This is a genomic window from Pseudomonas sp. NFACC05-1, from assembly GCF_900100135.1.
GTDB classification, from domain to species: domain Bacteria; phylum Pseudomonadota; class Gammaproteobacteria; order Pseudomonadales; family Pseudomonadaceae; genus Aquipseudomonas; species Aquipseudomonas fluorescens_Q.
In genome coordinates this window covers 214,039-229,142 of sequence record NZ_FMTR01000005.1, presented here as the reverse complement: position 1 = coordinate 229,142, position 15,104 = coordinate 214,039, and the positions used below count along the sequence as shown (strand labels likewise).

Here is a 15,104-nt window from a genome sequence, read left to right as displayed (position 1 = left end):
TGGCTGCTCGCTCTTGGGGCTGGATCAAGGCGTGTTAATACCCTCCGGAGTAAAGGTTCGGCCGGTTGCCTTTAGGTTGGTAAAAATGAGTGGAAAGTAAAGAAGCATCATCATTACGGCGAAACAGCCATTGAGAACATGGCTCTGGGCATCCTCACCGATCTCGGACTCACTCAACAAAGCTGCTGCCGCACCTACGAACAGGCTGACAGTGTGCCCAAACGAAAGGCGTGCCCCTGCAACATTTATGAATGCATCGGCCAATTGCGTTCTGGTGGGCCACTGAACACCAGCGCGTACCTCCAGGGCCGTCTGTTGTAAAGACTCCGGATCAGAAAAGACCGAATCCGGCCCTAACTTGCGTGATAGCACATCCAAACTTTTGCAGGCAGTGAAGGTAGCTACATCGGCTATCATTCCAAGAGCATTCAGCGCGGCTTGAATAACGTCCGCCCCGAAATTGTAACCAAGCCCCTCGGCTGCCCTGGCAGGACCACTCAATGGCATGGCCTTACCCAGTTCTGCCAACGCAAATTGAACCGCGCCATAAGCCGCAGCTGTAACCCCGGTTACCGCTGCGTTCGCGGGACCTGCGTTGTCTTTCAAAGTGAAGAAGGACTGAGCCAGCGCCCGGGCCATGATGTAGACGACTCCGCCGGCCATTGTAGGGAAAAGCTTTGCCGCCGCTCCCGTGAGAACAGCCCCAAGCGTGCTTCCAAACACAGCAATCGCCATGAAAAGACTTCCCGCCCGAGACTTCCAGGTCGACTCCCCTGCGACCTCCCTGCGGACAGCCCCCATCAGCGTCAACGCTGGCCCTATCATTGCCAGCGCAACGGTCGCCCATGTCCGAGCGGCCTCAGGTGTATCACCTTCGCGCATAGCCTGCTCGACGAGATAGCCAACGTACTGACGCAAACCGGTGGCCAGCGCAATGATCATCCCCGTGTGCCCGGCGACATTCAGCAGGTTGAGCCCTGGCCCTTTGGCGGCTTCGAGCAGTTCCAGGCCGGCCTCGAGCACAGCTTTCAAGCGATCCTCGCGGTTTCCGGTGCCTGCTGCCCCTTCATCTACAAAGCTAAAAATTCCGCTTCTTTCGGCGGGCAGATTACCCTCTTCAACAAATTCGGAAATCCGGGACCTTATAACCAGATCTTCCTGCCCCTGATAAGTGGCGAGACTCTCCAATCCAATGGCTGCTGCACGATCTAAATGCTCAAGACCCGCTGCGATCTGCTTAGGCGACCCCAATCGGCTCAGTTCAAACCCCGAAGTATCCAGCTTTCCAGCGTCAAGCGTCTCTAATGCCCCTGCCGAACCATTTGAAGATGAAACGAAGTCGCTCTGGACAGCCCTCGTAGGAACGCTCGCCCCATTCACAATTTGCATGGTTGTTTCTCCATATTGTTATGTAAACCATCAAAAACTCCTCACCACTCACTCCTCTCCCAAGCGTCATCCCCCATGGGCTGAAACACATCACGCATAACGCCCAATACATAGACTTCCATGGCAAACGCCAGGCCATTGGCCCCGCGGATTTCCTTATAGAGCTGCGACTTTTCCAGGCCCTCGTCCTTCAACCGAACCAATACCTGTTGCGTGATCGTCTTCAATGCCATCGCGGTGGGGTACGCAGCGGTTTCTCCGTCCGCCCCACGCAGTGTGCGAAGAAACTCATGAATCGCCTTCTCGCCCTGCCCTTCCATGGCCAGCAGCAATTGATACAAGTGCTCGAACTCAGGGTCCGGACGTTTGCTTTGCTCACCAGCAGCCAGCAGGCGCGCTTCCAGCGTCTCCACCGCCGGACTGACGCTGCGATCCAGCGTGCTGGAATCGCTCATGGTTTCAATCTTCATGGTGAACCTCGGTTGCCGTGGAATCGGTGGGGCGCTCGACGAAGCTTGAGCACAAGTCCGCCAGGGTCTGTAACGATGACTGGTCCAGGGCGCGAACCGACTCCGGCAGGGCGGCGATGCTCGCCAGCAACCTGGGCGCCAAGCGTTCCTGGATGGTTTCAACGTCGAATTCCAGCAGTTGATCCGCGAGCCGCAGCACATAGCGCTCCTGCGGGTGATATTCCAGAATCAGTTCGCCGGCCCATTGCTGGCGCAGGCTGTCCCGCAGTTCATGGCCGCGCGGGCGGCAATGCAGCGGCACCAGCACCTGCAGGACTGCGGTCGAATCGACCGGGTGTGCGGCCAGCCAACGTTCCAGCATTTCATCCAGCCATTGCGGCTGGCTCAAGGCTTGGGCGAGCAGATCACGCGCGGCCCGAGCCAGCGCGTGGCGCAATTGCAGGCCCAGGGTTTGCGACTTCAACAAACCGTCAGCCAGTTGCCCGGTGGCGCGCAGAATGCCCTCGGCATAACCCTGTTGAAACGCCTGGGCGTGCAGCGCTTCGGCATCGCGCCGGGCCTGCTCGACACACTCGCGGGCGCGGCGTTGGGCCTCACGCTGCAAGCGCTGGCGGCGACGGGCAGCGGCGATGTCCTCGCGCGCCAGGCGCGCGTCCTCGCCCACAGGCAGGTCAGTCAGGGAGCGGATAGAGTCGAGCATGCTGCACCGCCAGAAAGAACAGGCTTGGATTGGGCTTCGTGAGCGGCCATTGCCGATGCAAGCGCACGACCGCCTCGGAAAATTGCAATGCCAGACGATCGAGCAGCGCGGCGGGAACCTGTTCGTGCCAGCTCCACAACGCATTGAGGCCAGCCGCTTCAACCTGGGCCACGACAACAGGTGAGCGGTCGATCGGCAGACCGCCTCGCCCCCCTAAGCTGTAACTCGCGAAACGACGAACCGACATCGGCAGGCAACCCAGCGCAGCGCCTCGTGCCAGATCGGGCATCAAACGATAAGCGCCCATCAGCAAGGCGATATAAGGCAATCGTCGCCAGTGACGAACCCATTGTTTCGCCACGCCGGTCAGTGGCATCGATGGCCAAGGCCCTTGCATCGCCAGCCCTTCGAGCACGATCCGGTTAAGTAGGCTCCACGCCTCGGCCCCCTCGAATCTCGCGGGCACCACCAGGCGCTGAGGATGCAGATACCCCAAAGGCTCAGCGAGAATCTGCTGCAAGCAGTCAACGTCCGTCATCACGCCGCCCTGCACTTGACTGACGATAGGCCCAGGCACCAGCGGCCAACAGCGACCCGCCGATCAGCGCCAGCCACCACGGCCAACTCGGACGCCCCTGAGCTGCGATAACCGTTGGCGCGACATGCTGGATGGACGCGCGCTTGGACAGCACCACCGAGACGTTCTCGTACTCCACCGCCGCAAAACTGTTCTTGAGAAAACGCTTGATGTCGGTGATCAGCAACTGCGGTTCGACATCGCGCTCATGCAGCACCACCGCCGAGAGATGGATAGGCGGCGACTTGCGCCCGCCTTCACCGGCATCCAGGTCATAACTGACATGCACCCGCGCGGAAACCACACCTTCGAGTACCGCCAGCGACTGCTCGATGCGCTGCTCCAACGCCGAATACAACCGGGCTTTTTCCGCGCGGGGCGAGGCCACCAGGGAATCGGCGGGAAACATCTCCGCGACTTGCAGGCGTGGTCGGGACGGCAACGAATAAAGGTTGAGCAGATCGACGGCGGCGGAAAAATCCGACTGATCGATTTTCACCGCATAACCGGCTTTGCCGGCGTCGACTTTCACCGCGGCGATGTTGTTGCGTTGCAAGACCGAAAGCACTTCATTGGCCTGCTGCTGATCCAGCCCTTCAAGCAGGCTCGGTTGGCGACACCCCGCCAGCGCCAGGCCCAACAGCAGCAACACCACGCCCGCTTTCATGACGCACGCAACAAGGTTTCTGCCGTGCCTACGGCCTTGCGCACCAGCACGTTGAGCAAGTTGATATCGACGTTGTATTGCCCGGTCATCTCCTGCAACTGGGCCAATACTTCAGGGTCGCTGATATCCGGACGCAGCAGCAACTGATTGATCGCGGCGACTTCCTGGCCGCTGTCCACGGCGGAACCGGCAAACGCCTCGATCAAGCGCGATTCCAGTGACACGACCGGGCCTTCCTGCGGACCGCGCAGTTCAACGAAGGTCGAGCCGTGAACAAGCGAAGGGGAAACACTGAGGATGGACATAGGATGCACTCATGAAAAATGGCCATCGTCACGGCGATGGCCAATCGAAAAAAGCCAGCGTCAGCGGGCCGCCTGGATGATCGCCATGTCGATGTCCTTGAAGCCCTTGACCGTGTTGGTCTGGGCATTTCGGAATACTGTGTACGACGAAAACGCGGTCTGGTAGGCCGCTAGCAGCCCAGGGTCAGAGGCATCTTTTTTCAGGTCCTCCAGCGCTTTATCCAGGACGTCCTTGAGTTTCTGTGCACCGAGTTCGAACGCAGCAGCTTGCTCGCCGAGAAAGTCGTCGGGAAATGTGATGGGTAAACCGATACCAGCCATTGCTCACCTATTGTGTCTGTTTGGAAAAAACCAGGACGAAGCACTCGTCTTGACGTAGCCCTGCGGGCCGGTTTGAAACGACAGGCCCTTGAGCGCGTCGTCCTTGAGCTCGACAGTGAAATGCACGTAGCGATCACCCCACTGCCGGTAAAAGCGGTCGACATACTGGCGAGTGGCGGCCAGTTCGGAATCCTGCAGGTTGCCCTCGACGGCGAACGTGACACTGTCCGCGTGCTCGATCCGGTTGAAGGCCAGGGCCAGGCGTTGCAAGCCGCCCTGCGCCAGGTCGGCGAGCAGCGTGTCATCCTGCATCTGCACCACGATGTCGCGGGCATAGGGTGCCGCCGCGAGCAGCACCTCGAGCAGCTGCGCCTGCTTGTCCGGCGTGAGCAGGTTGCGCTGGGTGCTGAGCAACAGGCGCGGTGTCGACGGGTCCTTGAGGTCCAGGAAATGCCAGGCCAGTTGCGGATAGTGATCGATCAGCACCTGCTCCAGTCGACGACGCTCCTGGTCCCTCATCAGCACCTTGCCGTTCAGGGTGTTGTGGCGCGTCAGCACCTGTCGGCTCCAACCGGCATCGCGTTCGGAAGCCACAAAAACATAGATCGAATGATCGCGTCCCGGCAGCACCTGAACTTCGGCACTGGTGCCGGTGATCAGCGTGCGAATATCGGTTTCCGGCGCAGGCCCCGGCATCGACCAAAGCCCCATCACGGTAACCAGAACAATCAGCGCCAGACCGCCGGCGCCCCAGCGCATCCAAGGGGCCCGCCAACGCTCGAGAGCGCTGGCATTGGACGGCGTCTCGGGTGCTTGACCGACACATTCGGGAGCCCAGGGTTGATCCTCCGGACGCAAGACGATTTGCAGGCTGCCGATCTGCACCCTGGCCTGGAAGGCACAATGGCGTACCTCCACCGAATCGCCGAGCAACCGCAACGGCACACCGTCCGCCGTGGCCTGGTCGGCCAGCACCTCGAAATTGTAGCCACCTTCCTCCAGGGGAACGAAGATGGTTTCAGCCGGAACGCTGGCAGAACGGACGCCGTCCCCGAGCACATCCACAGCCCCCACCACGAACAGGGTCGCGCCTTCACCCAGCGGGAACTCACAGCCTTGCAACGGGCCATTGAGTATCCGCAAGACGCAGGGCTGTAGAGGGAGGGCCGTCGGGACTGTCACCGTCCTAACTCCAGGGCAGTCAAATGAGCAGGCAGGTTAGAAAGGCCGGCCCCAGGGTTCCTGATGCAAATCTGCCGATTGCCTCCCGCAAAGGATCAGAATCCCTGGACCGGCCCGGCTCACGGTGCTGCCATTCGCGCCTGGGTGAACGCCTGATAGCGTTTCCAGACTTTGCGGGCATAGCGAAGCCGCGCCGCTTGACGGTGAGGCGAATGACCGGCGTTGTAGGCGCCGACTGCCGTCCAGTTGTAGCCATAGCGGGCGATGAATTCGGCCAGCACCTGGGCACCGACTTCCACCGACAGGCACGGCTCATCCAGCAGACGCTGCTCGGTAATGCCCTGGGCATTCAATCGGGGCAGGTGGATGCTGTTGATCTGCATCAGCCCGATATCGCGGGTGCCGTTGCGGTTGTGGTTGATTGCGTCTGGCCGCTGCCCGGATTCAACATCGGCAATCGCTTGCAGCAGCTCGGGTTCGATGGCATGCAACTGCCCCGCCCTGCTCCAGCACCAGGCGTGCGCCTGGGCCATGCCAAGCCCCAAGCCCAGACACATCGGCACGCATAACCACTTGCTCCTGCGCCGCCTCATGCCAGGCGCCGCTCGCTGATCCACGTCAGCTGTTCGTGAATACGCCCCCGCAAGATCTGCGCCCGGACACAACCGGGATCATGCCGCAGACACTGGTCGATCAACTGCGCCGCCTGCTCGTTGCGCCGCCAGAACCAATGATGCCAGGCATGAAAATACAGCACGTCAGCCTGATCCGCCGACAACAGGCAGCGTCGGAACAACACTTGGGCCGCCTCCTCGCAGCCACGCAAACTGGTGAGCAACGCCAGGCGCGTCAAGGCCGGGAGACTGCCGGGGTCCAGCGCCAAGGCATTGGAAACCGCTGAATGCGCCTCTTCGATGGCACGCTCCGGGTCACCCAGGCCCATCAGCGCCTGCCCCAGCCACACATCCGCCAAACCGCACCAGGGCGGCGCGTAGCCGGCATCGAGTTTCAAACACTGGCGAAACAGCACAGCGGCATCGCCGAGGCTTTGCGCCGTGTGCTGCTGCACGCTGCACAGCCCATTGAGATACGCCACCGCCACCGGGTACGACCCACAACGATCACCGACCGGACGCAACCCGGCGACACGCTGGGCCACCAGGCAGGTCAATGCGCCCAGGGCCTCGCCAGGATCATGGGCGTCCAGCGTCTGCCCATGGACCAGCGCCTGGTCGCTGCCACGAATCAATTCCACCGACCAATGTCGCTGTCTGCCCGAACCGATGAACCGCCCGCTCAAGCAGTAATCCGCCGACAACCGCCCGGCCAGCGAGCGCACATCCTCCGGTGCCCCATAGGTCGCGATCACCCCCGAGGGCATCACACGCAAAGCCTCGCCGAACGCGGTGGTCAACTGACGGATCAGCACATCCTGCAGATCCAGCGCCGCCGTCTCGTCCAGGTTACGAAAAGGTAGGACCGCCAACGAAGGCGCCACCGCCCCCGTCTGACTCGGCACGTCGAGCTCAACCACTGAGCCAGTGAATCGATAACCCTGGCCGTAGACCGTCGCAATGTAGTCCTTGTTTTCCTTGAGCAACTTGCGCAAAGCGTAGATACAGCGTGTCAGCGACTCCTCCGCTGCATCCATCTGGGACCATACATGGCTCAGCAAATAATCCTTACTGACGATCGTACCCGCTGACTGCAACAACAGGCGCAGTACGTGCAGCTCTTTGGGTGGAACATGAACTCCTTGTCCATCTCGCATCAGCGTTCCATCGCTTTGCAATAGCCAGTGGTCAAAGACGAATGACGTGACTGGCGTTTGTTCAGTTGCACTGTCCATACTCTGGGACTTCTCTATAGAAAGTTACTGAGCGCGATTGAGCCTGTGGGTAGGCTCGGGGTGACGAGCTGCGTGACTATAGGAAGATGTGTGGGGGGATTCCGTAGGGCTTCCAATCTTATTGATGTAGGAAACCACGACATACAACGTAGGGCCCTCGGGGGATGCCAAGAAGAGAGGCTTCTGCAATTAAGGCGTCACCGCCGCAAATTGCTCACGGCGGCTATCGCTCCATCAAGCGCCTCTCGCAGCCTCAACCGAATGGATGATATCGGCCACCGACCTCCAAGCCTCCACCTCATGTGAAGGCAGTTCAACATTAAATGCTTCGTCAACAATCATGATGATTTCCACCACATCCACGGAATCGAGATTCAGATCCTCCACTAACCGCGAATGCCTGCTTATCTTCCGTTGGATCGTCGAAAAATAGCCAGACAGCAGCTTTATCACTTCCGACTCGATACACATTTCAGTCACTGACGCACCCATCGATCACCGCACAGTCGTGAAGTTAAAAATTCAACATCGCCCTCAACATGTCCGCAAACTGATTCAAATGTGCCGACAGCGTCTTATTGAAATTGTCATGGTACGAATTGGCATTCGAATACTTCTGGGTAAGGGACTGCAGCATGTTTTTCAGGCGTTCTTCCTGGGCGTTGAAGCCGGTTTGCCATTGGTTGTACTTGGCGGTATCCCACGTCACTGTGCCTCCGCTCGGCACGCTACCTAGCATGGTCGTCAATGGGCTGAGGTCGATGACGACACACCAGCCGCTATCCGGCGGAGGATTCTGTTTCAGACAACTGGCGGGCAAGCCCAGGGCCTTGAGCCATTTCTCTGCTTCTTCCTTGCTCGCTGCGCCGTCGCCAGGTTTCGGAAAGAGTACGGACGCGGAGTTGGGGTGGCTGTATTTATTGATCAGACTGGTCAACGCGGCGCGCAATCCGCTGACACTCACCTTGACCTCTTTACCGTCGTTCGTCCCCTCGATCCAGTCCTTCATCTTCGCGGTAATTAGAGCGTTGAAATCAGCAAAGAAGTCGGTATAGGCCTTGATGATGTGTTCGTAACCGGCCAGGTAGCCGTTCTTGATCAGGTCGATCAGCTCGAGCAGTTTGTCGAAGAAGTCATTGGAGGAATTGATCCCGGCATCCAGGGCCTCCGCGATTTCGAAGGGTTTGTCCTGGTCCACGGCTTGCTTGAGGCTGCGCAGGATCTCGCCTTGTTCCTCATTGAGCTGGCGCAGTCGACTGTCGTCCAGAAGCGTGGACTTCATGCTGTGGCTCATCACCGCACAACACTGGTGGGCGCGTTGGGCCCACAGGTGTGAGCGATCGCGCTTGGCGTGGATCTGTTCGAGAAGCTCCGGGATAAGTTGCGCCATGGACTCGGTGGTCATGCCTTCCAGCGACTTGGCGTTGAATGGGCCCCTGAGCAGATTGGCGAGGCTGCGATTGAGTGCGCTCACGGAGCGGTCGAGCAACTGTGTCAGAGAGCTGACCGTTTGTACTTCAACGGGAATGTCCACAGGCAACGGCGTATCGACCGTGGCGTCGATGTTCGGCAGCAAGACGACAGGTGTCTGTATGAATCTGGTGATTTCCATATTCCTCTCCTCAAGCCGTCACGGCGCGAATAACGTCACTGCGTGATTGAAAAAGCTGCATGACCATGTCCATCAGTTTTTGCAGCAATGCGGCATCGGCGGCGTCCTTCTGAGCGACTTCATCCCCCAGGCTCTTCTGGCTGTTCTGCGCACTTTGCTGCAGCACCTCTTTCTCCCGCGCGGTGTACTCAGCCAGGCGCACGATGCTTGAGACCACCTGGCTCAGGTTCGTCGCCATGGCGCTGAGGGCGCGGCCGATTTCCAGTTTCCTTTCAATACCCCGGCTGCCCATCTGGCTCAGCCAGTCGGAGGTCTCGCTGACCTTTTGCGCGTTGGATATTTGCTTTTCGAACCAGGCCTGGTCCTTGGCTGAGAGGGGCGATCCCTTGGGTTTGAAATCGACCAGCGTCGGACGACCGAACGCGTCGAACGTCCTGATCTTGTAAGTGGTGTCCGAATTCCAGTCCGTGCGGTCGCGTTCAAGCTTGAGGTCGCGTTCGATGTTCCTGGCGTTCAGGGCGTTGGGCTTGTGCAGGTTCAATCGGTTCTGGGGGTCTGTCTCGCTCAGCCACTTGGCGTTGCGACCGACCTCCTGTGCCTTGAGGATTTCCTTGTCGAACCAGGCTTGGTCCTCGGGTGGCCGGGGTGAACCGCTGGGTTTGAAATCGACCGTCTTCGCGCGACCGAATTCATCAAGAGTCTTGATCTTGTAGGTGCCCTGCGGATTCCACTCGCTGCGACTGCGTTCAAGCTTGAGGTCGCGTTCGATATTGCGAGCGTCCATGGCGTTGCGTTTGTGCAGGTCGATGTCAGCATGCTTCAGCGTTTGCCCCTGGAAGGTCTTGAGCAAGGCGAACCCAGAGATCGCGCCGGAGACGATGGCCCCGGTGATAGCGCTGTACAGTGCCGCCTGGCCTGACTCGACAATGGCCGCACCTTGGGCCTTGGCCGCCTCGGAGGCCATGACGCTGAAATGTCCACGCAGTTGAGCGTTGGCGACCCGCGCGATGTTCAGCGCGATGATCGCGGCCACCAATACGTTCGCGTGTTTCTCCCAGGCGCCTGGATCGAAGATCAGCTCGTTGCGCACTTCATCGCTGAGCATCATCGAGGCGGCCATGAAGTCCTGCCAGTCCGACTCGGTGGGCTGGTAGGCGTTGATCGCGCTCTCCAGCTCCGCAGCTGAAGGCGCCGTGATGCTGGGGTTCTGGAGGACTTGTCTTGCGGTGATCTCGCCGAAAACCGCTGAATCGGAGAGGGACTTCCTTTTGGGAAGGTTTGAAGATTCAGTTTGAGCGGTTGACACGTTTTGCCCTGTATCGCGGACAAAAACATGCGTGCTCGAAGTGTCAATAGCCTTCATCGTAGGTACCTGCTATCCGTGATTTTCAAACGTTCCGAACCATGTTCAGGCTGACGTTGTGACTGCGCTGCAGATCGGCAAACACCTGCTCGATCTGATGGGTTCGCTCCCGCATCGCCTGGCCGTAGTCGTCGACTACCTGGGTCAGGTATTTGCTGATTTCCTCGCTGATCGCCATGCGCACTCGCACATCGGCCAAATGCACGGCCGCCTGGGCCTGATGCCGACCGGCCTCGATTTGCATCACGCCCTGCGCCGCGACATGGCCGAACTCGGTGACGGCCTGGGCGATCTCCAGGTTGGCGGCGTAACGGGCCAGCGATACCGCATCGGCGCCGTTGGTCACCAAGCTGCGCAGCTGCGTGAGCATCTGAGTCACCGATTTGCCCACCGAGGTTGCCACCTGCTTCATGGCTTGCATTGCGGCGGGCGCGGCCTGGGCGACCACCGACCCCAGTTTCGAGGCGACGGCGCTGACCATCGGCCCGATCACCGCCGTCCCGACAACCGCCACCAAGGCAATGGCGGCCAGCGTCGAAACGACGCCCTGGATCATGCCGGCGATCTGCGCGATTTCCTTGGCCTTGTCTTCATCAACGCCCACCTCTATCAGTATCTGGGTGTAGAGCTCGGTGAAGAACTCGATGGCCTCTTGCATGGCGACGGTCAGCGGCTTCATGGCCTCGGCCATGAACGATTTGCCGGTTTTCTCCTCGACCACCGCATCGGCAATCATTACCGCCGCGCCAACCACCCCAACCACGATCAGGGCCACGTTGGCGGTCAGGACCCCGGCGACGATGGTGGCGGCGGCCAATATCGCCCCGACGATCTTGCCGATGCAGCCCATGGTTTTCTGCAACGCCTCGGCCTTGCGCACTTCCTCCAGGTATTTATCCGACTCACGCTTCATGTGCTCCTGAAGCTTGACCTGCAACTCCTGGAACAACTCCCGACTCAGTTCCTCCTTGTTCTGCGCGGCGTCGCCAAGCAGTTCGATGATCTTCAAGCGGTTGAGCAAGGCCAGTGCACTGCTGCTGAGGGCTTTTTCGTCGGTTTCCTTGTGGTCGGGGTCTGCGCCGCCGGACACCACCACTTTCGCGATCACCCCGCTCAAGGTTTTGGCAAAGGTATTGGCGATCTCGATCAGCTTCAGGTGCGCGGCGGTCGCTGCGTTGAACGTTTGGGTGTGGCTCGCCAGTTCGCCCTTGAGCTGGTCGCGACGGGCCAGCTCTTCGGCGTATTCGGGCGAGTCAGGGTCCAGTTGTGCCAACCGCGCTTCGCTGTCTGCCAGCAGACCTTGGAAATGCAGGACCCGCTCGTGCAATTGGTCGAGTTGCGCCTGGCTGCTGCCGACATCCCCCTCGGCATCCGCCATGGCCTGGACGGCGGCGGCGTATTCGGCCGAGAGGTTTTCAAGCCCCTGCTGGCGGGCACCGGCCATGCTCTGCAACATCGCCAGGCGGTTTTTCAGTTTGTTGACGTCGACCTCACCGATCAGCTCGGCAATCATCGCCATCAATAGGGTGAACAGGTCACCGTTGGTTTCCTGCTTGTTGCCATCGGCCCGTGGCGGTGGTGCGTGCAGTACGGGTCGGCCGGTGCTGGCGGTCGGGCCAGCGTGACCGTCGTATTGCACTGACATCAGGTCCGCCAGGGCTTTGCGACCGGCCTCCTGATAGTCCGTGGTCCTGGCGGCCTTGCTGGCCGCCGCGCCGTACTTTTCAAAGGCTTCGGTGCGGCTCATTCCCCCCAGGAAGGGAGCGCTACGGGTACTTCCTATGTCAGTCATGTTCAGTCCTCCGAACAGTGCAGTTCCATGTGGGCCAAGGTGTCGAGATACACCTTGGCCTGCTCGCGCAGATCGTCTTCCGCGGCTTGCTCGATGACGTATTCGAAACACAACCTGGCCTTGCCGACCTTGCCCAGGGCCAGATGACACTGGCCGGTGTAGAGCATTGGCCGGTAGTCGTTCTTGCCTTGGGCAAACGCGATGGCATACAGGTCGATGGCCTTCTGGTGGTTTTGCTTGAGCTGGTGCACCGCCGCCAGTCCCATCCAGTAATGGCTGTTGTAGAAGTCGTAGATGCACAGGAAGTGGAAGAACTTCTCGGCGTCGTCCAGCCGTCCTTGTTCGTAGAACTGGAAGGCGAAGGCATAGAGGCTGTCCATGTGTTCGTCACTGATGCCTTGCACGTCTTTCAACGCCGCGCCACCGAGTACCGCGTCCACGACCTCCAGGGCCACCTGCTCGTCTTGTTTGTTGTCGCGACTCATCGGCCACACTCCTGAAAAAGCGTCAGCGTTGCTGACGGGTGCATTGAGCCAAAACGCCGATAGTCACGCTGCCAAATTGCGCTCATCCTTGCCTTTGTGGCGAGGGAGCTTGCTCCCGCTGGGCTGCGCAGCAGCCCCCGGAGGTCACTGCAATCAACCTGATACACCGCGTCGTCGGGTTTTGCTTCTGTGGCGAGGGGATTTATCCCCGCTCGAGTGCGCAGCGCTCGCCGCTTTTTTGGGGCGGCTTCGCAGCCCAACGGGGATAAATCCCCTCGCCACAGGTATACGGCGCTGTCGAGGGTGAGTTGGCCTCACGCCTGTTCGACCTGTTCCAGCCAGATCAGCAGGCGCAGCACTTCCTCGACTTCCTGCACCTGGAGGAAGCTGTAGCGCTGGTGGGTCTTGAAGATCCGTCGGGCCAAGGCTTTGTCGTTGATCACCGGCACACCGACTGCCTTGGCATACGCCCGCACGGCCAGGGCGCGTTGGTTGGTTTCCATCAGGGAGATGAACGGCAGCAAGGTGATTTCCGGGCGGAAATACACACCGATGGCAATGTGCGTCGGATTGGCGATGATCATGCGCGAGCTGCGCACGTCGGATTTGACCTGCTCCGACAACAGCTCCATGTGCAAATCACGGCGGCGGCCCTTGATCTGTGGGTTGCCGTCCTGCTCCTTGTGTTCACGCTTGACCGCGTCCTTGTCCATCATCTGGTCTTTCATGAACAACCAATATTCGCTAAGGGCATCGAGCACGACGATCAGCAGGATACAGGCCAGGAACGCCAGCACCAGCACCAGCAGCAGATGGCCCCAGATCGCGAACAGGTCCGCTGCCTGGGCGAACAGTTGGGCAAACAGCAATTGCCGCTGCGTGACCCAGACGATCCACAGCGCCATGGCAAAACTGCCCAGGTACAACAGCGCCTTGAAGGTGTCCTTGACCGTGCGCAGGCTGAACAATTTCTTGAAACCATTGATCGGGTTCAACGCGCCGAGATTCAGCTTCAACGCTTCGCTGGCCAGGGCAAAACCGCTTTGCAGCAGCGCCGGCAACGCACTGGTCAGCACGCAGACCAGCAACAGCGGCAGCAACGCCTTGAGGCCGACCAGCACCAGCATCGCCGAATAGGTTTGCAGTTCAACGTCAAAATCGCTGGCGATGATGCGCCGGTAGACCTCCATGATCTCGAACAGCGAGCTGTTGAAGACCAGGTAACTGATGCCGCACAGGGTCAGGCAGGTGATGACCAGGTCCTTGGCCTTGAACGTCTGGCCCTTGCGGGCGGCATCCCGCAGGCGCTTGGCGGTAGGCTTTTCAGTCTTCGAGGCGCTGGATGACATGATCGCCCTCCCCATCGCCCAGAGACTGTGCCAGCCCCTCGGACATCCCGCCCATGCGCAGGACTTCGTCTGGCAGGTGCACGCCGAAATACAGCATCAACACCACCAGCGCCACCAGGCTCTTGACCGTCAACGACACGGAGAACGCATTCATTTGCGGCGCATACCGCGAGAGCAAACCGAGCAAGGCTTCGCTGACCAGCAAGGTCGCCACCACCGGCGCACTGATCACCAGCGTCTTGCTCACCAGCACATCCAATAGCGCGTGGAGAGCCGGCAAGTGCATCACGCAGTCGTTGCCCGGCGCACAAATGCGATAGCTCTGCGCGACGGTTTCCAGCATCAACAGCATGCCGCCACCTTCGAGATACACCGCCGCCGCGAACAACTGGAGAAAATTCGCCAGCTCCGACGTGTCGACACCGTTCGCCGGATCCACCGTGCTGCTGAGCATGGCGCCGCGCTGGTTATCGATCAGGTTGCCCATGGCATGCAGCACCCAGAACGGCCAGCACAGCAGCACACCCAGCAGCACGCCGATACTCACCTCCCGCAGCATCAAGCCGAGGAACGCCAGGCTGTCGAGGGCGGGCGTCGGCACGCCGACGTAGGCCCAGAACCCCAGCGCCACCAGGACAATCACCGCCTGGCGCGCGACACCGGTCAGCACGCCGCTGTTGAGAAACGGCAACATGAAGAAAATCGGCGCCAGGCGCGCCACGCCCAACAGCGCGGCGGCAAACCCCGCATACAGCTCGAAGAACAGCGTCACCGTCATCGGCCTAACCCAACGCCAGGCGGATGACTTCGCGGCTGAAGTCCAGCAAGGTTTCGCCGTACCAGCCCGAGAGCAGGAACAGGCACGCGGCGACCGCCAGCAGCTTGAAGCCGAACGGCAGGGTCTGTTCCTGCAACTGGGTCACGGTCTGGATCAAGCCCACCACCAGGCCGACCACCGTGGCGACGATGATCGGCCAGGCCACCATCAGCAGGATCAGGTACAGGGTCTTGTTGCCGGCGTAGACCAGATCGTTCATGGCTGC

18 protein-coding genes are annotated in these 15,104 nt (G+C 60.1%); all 18 read right to left on the bottom strand.

Going from position 1 to position 15,104, the window contains the following annotated elements; genetic code table 11:
- Positions 1-24 precede the first annotated feature (24 nt).
- Positions 25-1,389, bottom strand: coding sequence for a hypothetical protein (locus BLO97_RS11000; protein WP_256571808.1), 1,365 nt, complete (start codon positions 1,387-1,389; stop codon positions 25-27).
- 41 nt (positions 1,390-1,430) lie between these two features.
- A complete protein-coding gene (locus tag BLO97_RS10995) occupies positions 1,431-1,859 on the bottom strand; it encodes a hypothetical protein (RefSeq protein ID WP_256571807.1) in 429 nt (142 codons plus the stop codon).
- A complete protein-coding gene (locus BLO97_RS10990) occupies positions 1,849-2,559 on the bottom strand; it encodes an oxygen-regulated invasion protein OrgB (RefSeq protein WP_092345929.1) in 711 nt (236 codons plus the stop codon). Before BLO97_RS10990 ends, BLO97_RS10995 begins: the two co-directional genes overlap by 11 nt.
- Positions 2,531-3,097 (bottom strand): secretion system protein, encoded by a 567-nt coding sequence (locus BLO97_RS10985; RefSeq protein WP_092223043.1) that lies wholly within the window; start codon positions 3,095-3,097, stop codon positions 2,531-2,533. Before BLO97_RS10985 ends, BLO97_RS10990 begins: the two co-directional genes overlap by 29 nt.
- On the bottom strand, positions 3,084-3,803 hold the full coding sequence (locus BLO97_RS10980; protein ID WP_092223041.1) for an EscJ/YscJ/HrcJ family type III secretion inner membrane ring protein: 720 nt from the start codon (positions 3,801-3,803) through the stop codon (positions 3,084-3,086). Before BLO97_RS10980 ends, BLO97_RS10985 begins: the two co-directional genes overlap by 14 nt.
- Complete coding sequence (gene sctI, locus BLO97_RS10975; RefSeq protein WP_092148505.1) at positions 3,800-4,108, bottom strand: type III secretion system inner rod subunit SctI; 309 nt, start codon at positions 4,106-4,108, stop codon at positions 3,800-3,802. The genes BLO97_RS10980 and sctI overlap by 4 nt, the downstream gene beginning before the upstream one ends.
- 60 nt (positions 4,109-4,168) lie before the next feature.
- Positions 4,169-4,429 (bottom strand): type III secretion system needle filament subunit SctF, encoded by a 261-nt coding sequence (gene sctF / locus BLO97_RS10970; RefSeq protein ID WP_092345872.1) that lies wholly within the window; start codon positions 4,427-4,429, stop codon positions 4,169-4,171.
- A gap of 3 nt (positions 4,430-4,432) precedes the next feature.
- The gene (locus BLO97_RS10965) at positions 4,433-5,611 is read right to left on the bottom strand and encodes a PrgH/EprH family type III secretion apparatus protein (RefSeq protein ID WP_092345870.1); all 1,179 of its coding nucleotides are present in this window, start codon (positions 5,609-5,611) and stop codon (positions 4,433-4,435) included.
- A 119-nt stretch (positions 5,612-5,730) separates the two neighbouring features.
- Positions 5,731-6,204, bottom strand: coding sequence for a transglycosylase SLT domain-containing protein (locus BLO97_RS10960; protein ID WP_063322242.1), 474 nt, complete (start codon positions 6,202-6,204; stop codon positions 5,731-5,733).
- Positions 6,201-7,382 carry a winged helix-turn-helix domain-containing protein gene (locus BLO97_RS10955; protein ID WP_092345868.1) on the bottom strand — a complete coding sequence of 394 codons (1,182 nt, stop codon included), beginning with the start codon at positions 7,380-7,382 and terminating at the stop codon, positions 6,201-6,203. The genes BLO97_RS10960 and BLO97_RS10955 overlap by 4 nt, the downstream gene beginning before the upstream one ends.
- A gap of 312 nt (positions 7,383-7,694) precedes the next feature.
- Positions 7,695-7,913 (bottom strand): phosphopantetheine-binding protein, encoded by a 219-nt coding sequence (locus BLO97_RS10950; protein ID WP_256571806.1) that lies wholly within the window; start codon positions 7,911-7,913, stop codon positions 7,695-7,697.
- Positions 7,914-7,974: 61 nt separating this feature from the next.
- Positions 7,975-9,072 (bottom strand): IpaD/SipD/SspD family type III secretion system needle tip protein, encoded by a 1,098-nt coding sequence (locus BLO97_RS10945; protein WP_092345866.1) that lies wholly within the window; start codon positions 9,070-9,072, stop codon positions 7,975-7,977.
- A gap of 10 nt (positions 9,073-9,082) precedes the next feature.
- Positions 9,083-10,192, bottom strand: coding sequence for an IpaC/SipC family type III secretion system effector (locus tag BLO97_RS32250; RefSeq protein ID WP_371914894.1), 1,110 nt, complete (start codon positions 10,190-10,192; stop codon positions 9,083-9,085).
- A gap of 268 nt (positions 10,193-10,460) precedes the next feature.
- On the bottom strand, positions 10,461-12,227 hold the full coding sequence (sctE, locus tag BLO97_RS10930; RefSeq protein ID WP_092345864.1) for a type III secretion system translocon subunit SseC family protein: 1,767 nt from the start codon (positions 12,225-12,227) through the stop codon (positions 10,461-10,463).
- A gap of 2 nt (positions 12,228-12,229) precedes the next feature.
- Positions 12,230-12,712 (bottom strand): type III secretion system translocator chaperone SicA, encoded by a 483-nt coding sequence (sicA, locus tag BLO97_RS10925; RefSeq protein ID WP_092345862.1) that lies wholly within the window; start codon positions 12,710-12,712, stop codon positions 12,230-12,232.
- Positions 12,713-13,026: 314 nt separating this feature from the next.
- Entirely contained in the window at positions 13,027-14,061 is a 1,035-nt protein-coding gene (locus BLO97_RS10920) for an EscU/YscU/HrcU family type III secretion system export apparatus switch protein (protein ID WP_092345860.1), read from the bottom strand.
- A complete protein-coding gene (sctT, locus tag BLO97_RS10915) occupies positions 14,036-14,839 on the bottom strand; it encodes a type III secretion system export apparatus subunit SctT (RefSeq protein ID WP_092151065.1) in 804 nt (267 codons plus the stop codon). Before sctT ends, BLO97_RS10920 begins: the two co-directional genes overlap by 26 nt.
- A gap of 4 nt (positions 14,840-14,843) precedes the next feature.
- Positions 14,844-15,098, bottom strand: coding sequence for an EscS/YscS/HrcS family type III secretion system export apparatus protein (locus tag BLO97_RS10910; protein WP_020795892.1), 255 nt, complete (start codon positions 15,096-15,098; stop codon positions 14,844-14,846).
- Positions 15,099-15,104: the final 6 nt, after the last annotated feature.

Bases quoted from the DNA above. Each gene is read 5' to 3' on its own strand.
- BLO97_RS10945 (WP_092345866.1), bottom strand. From the start codon at position 9,072: ATGGAAATCACCAGATTCATACAGACACCTGTCGTCTTGCTGCCGAAC.
- sctT (WP_092151065.1), bottom strand. From the start codon at position 14,839: ATGACGGTGACGCTGTTCTTCGAGCTGTATGCGGGGTTTGCCGCCGCG.
- BLO97_RS10980 (WP_092223041.1), bottom strand. From the start codon at position 3,803: ATGAAAGCGGGCGTGGTGTTGCTGCTGTTGGGCCTGGCGCTGGCGGGG.
- sicA (WP_092345862.1), bottom strand. From the start codon at position 12,712: ATGAGTCGCGACAACAAACAAGACGAGCAGGTGGCCCTGGAGGTCGTG.
- BLO97_RS10995 (WP_256571807.1), bottom strand. From the start codon at position 1,859: ATGAAGATTGAAACCATGAGCGATTCCAGCACGCTGGATCGCAGCGTC.
- BLO97_RS10990 (WP_092345929.1), bottom strand. From the start codon at position 2,559: ATGCTCGACTCTATCCGCTCCCTGACTGACCTGCCTGTGGGCGAGGAC.
- BLO97_RS11000 (WP_256571808.1), bottom strand. From the start codon at position 1,389: ATGCAAATTGTGAATGGGGCGAGCGTTCCTACGAGGGCTGTCCAGAGC.
- BLO97_RS10955 (WP_092345868.1), bottom strand. From the start codon at position 7,382: ATGCGAGATGGACAAGGAGTTCATGTTCCACCCAAAGAGCTGCACGTA.
- BLO97_RS10985 (WP_092223043.1), bottom strand. From the start codon at position 3,097: ATGACGGACGTTGACTGCTTGCAGCAGATTCTCGCTGAGCCTTTGGGG.
- sctI (WP_092148505.1), bottom strand. From the start codon at position 4,108: ATGTCCATCCTCAGTGTTTCCCCTTCGCTTGTTCACGGCTCGACCTTC.
- sctF (WP_092345872.1), bottom strand. From the start codon at position 4,429: ATGGCTGGTATCGGTTTACCCATCACATTTCCCGACGACTTTCTCGGC.
- BLO97_RS10920 (WP_092345860.1), bottom strand. From the start codon at position 14,061: ATGTCATCCAGCGCCTCGAAGACTGAAAAGCCTACCGCCAAGCGCCTG.
- BLO97_RS10910 (WP_020795892.1), bottom strand. From the start codon at position 15,098: ATGAACGATCTGGTCTACGCCGGCAACAAGACCCTGTACCTGATCCTG.
- BLO97_RS32250 (WP_371914894.1), bottom strand. From the start codon at position 10,192: ATGGCCGCCTCGATGATGCTCAGCGATGAAGTGCGCAACGAGCTGATC.
- sctE (WP_092345864.1), bottom strand. From the start codon at position 12,227: ATGACTGACATAGGAAGTACCCGTAGCGCTCCCTTCCTGGGGGGAATG.
- BLO97_RS10960 (WP_063322242.1), bottom strand. From the start codon at position 6,204: ATGAGGCGGCGCAGGAGCAAGTGGTTATGCGTGCCGATGTGTCTGGGC.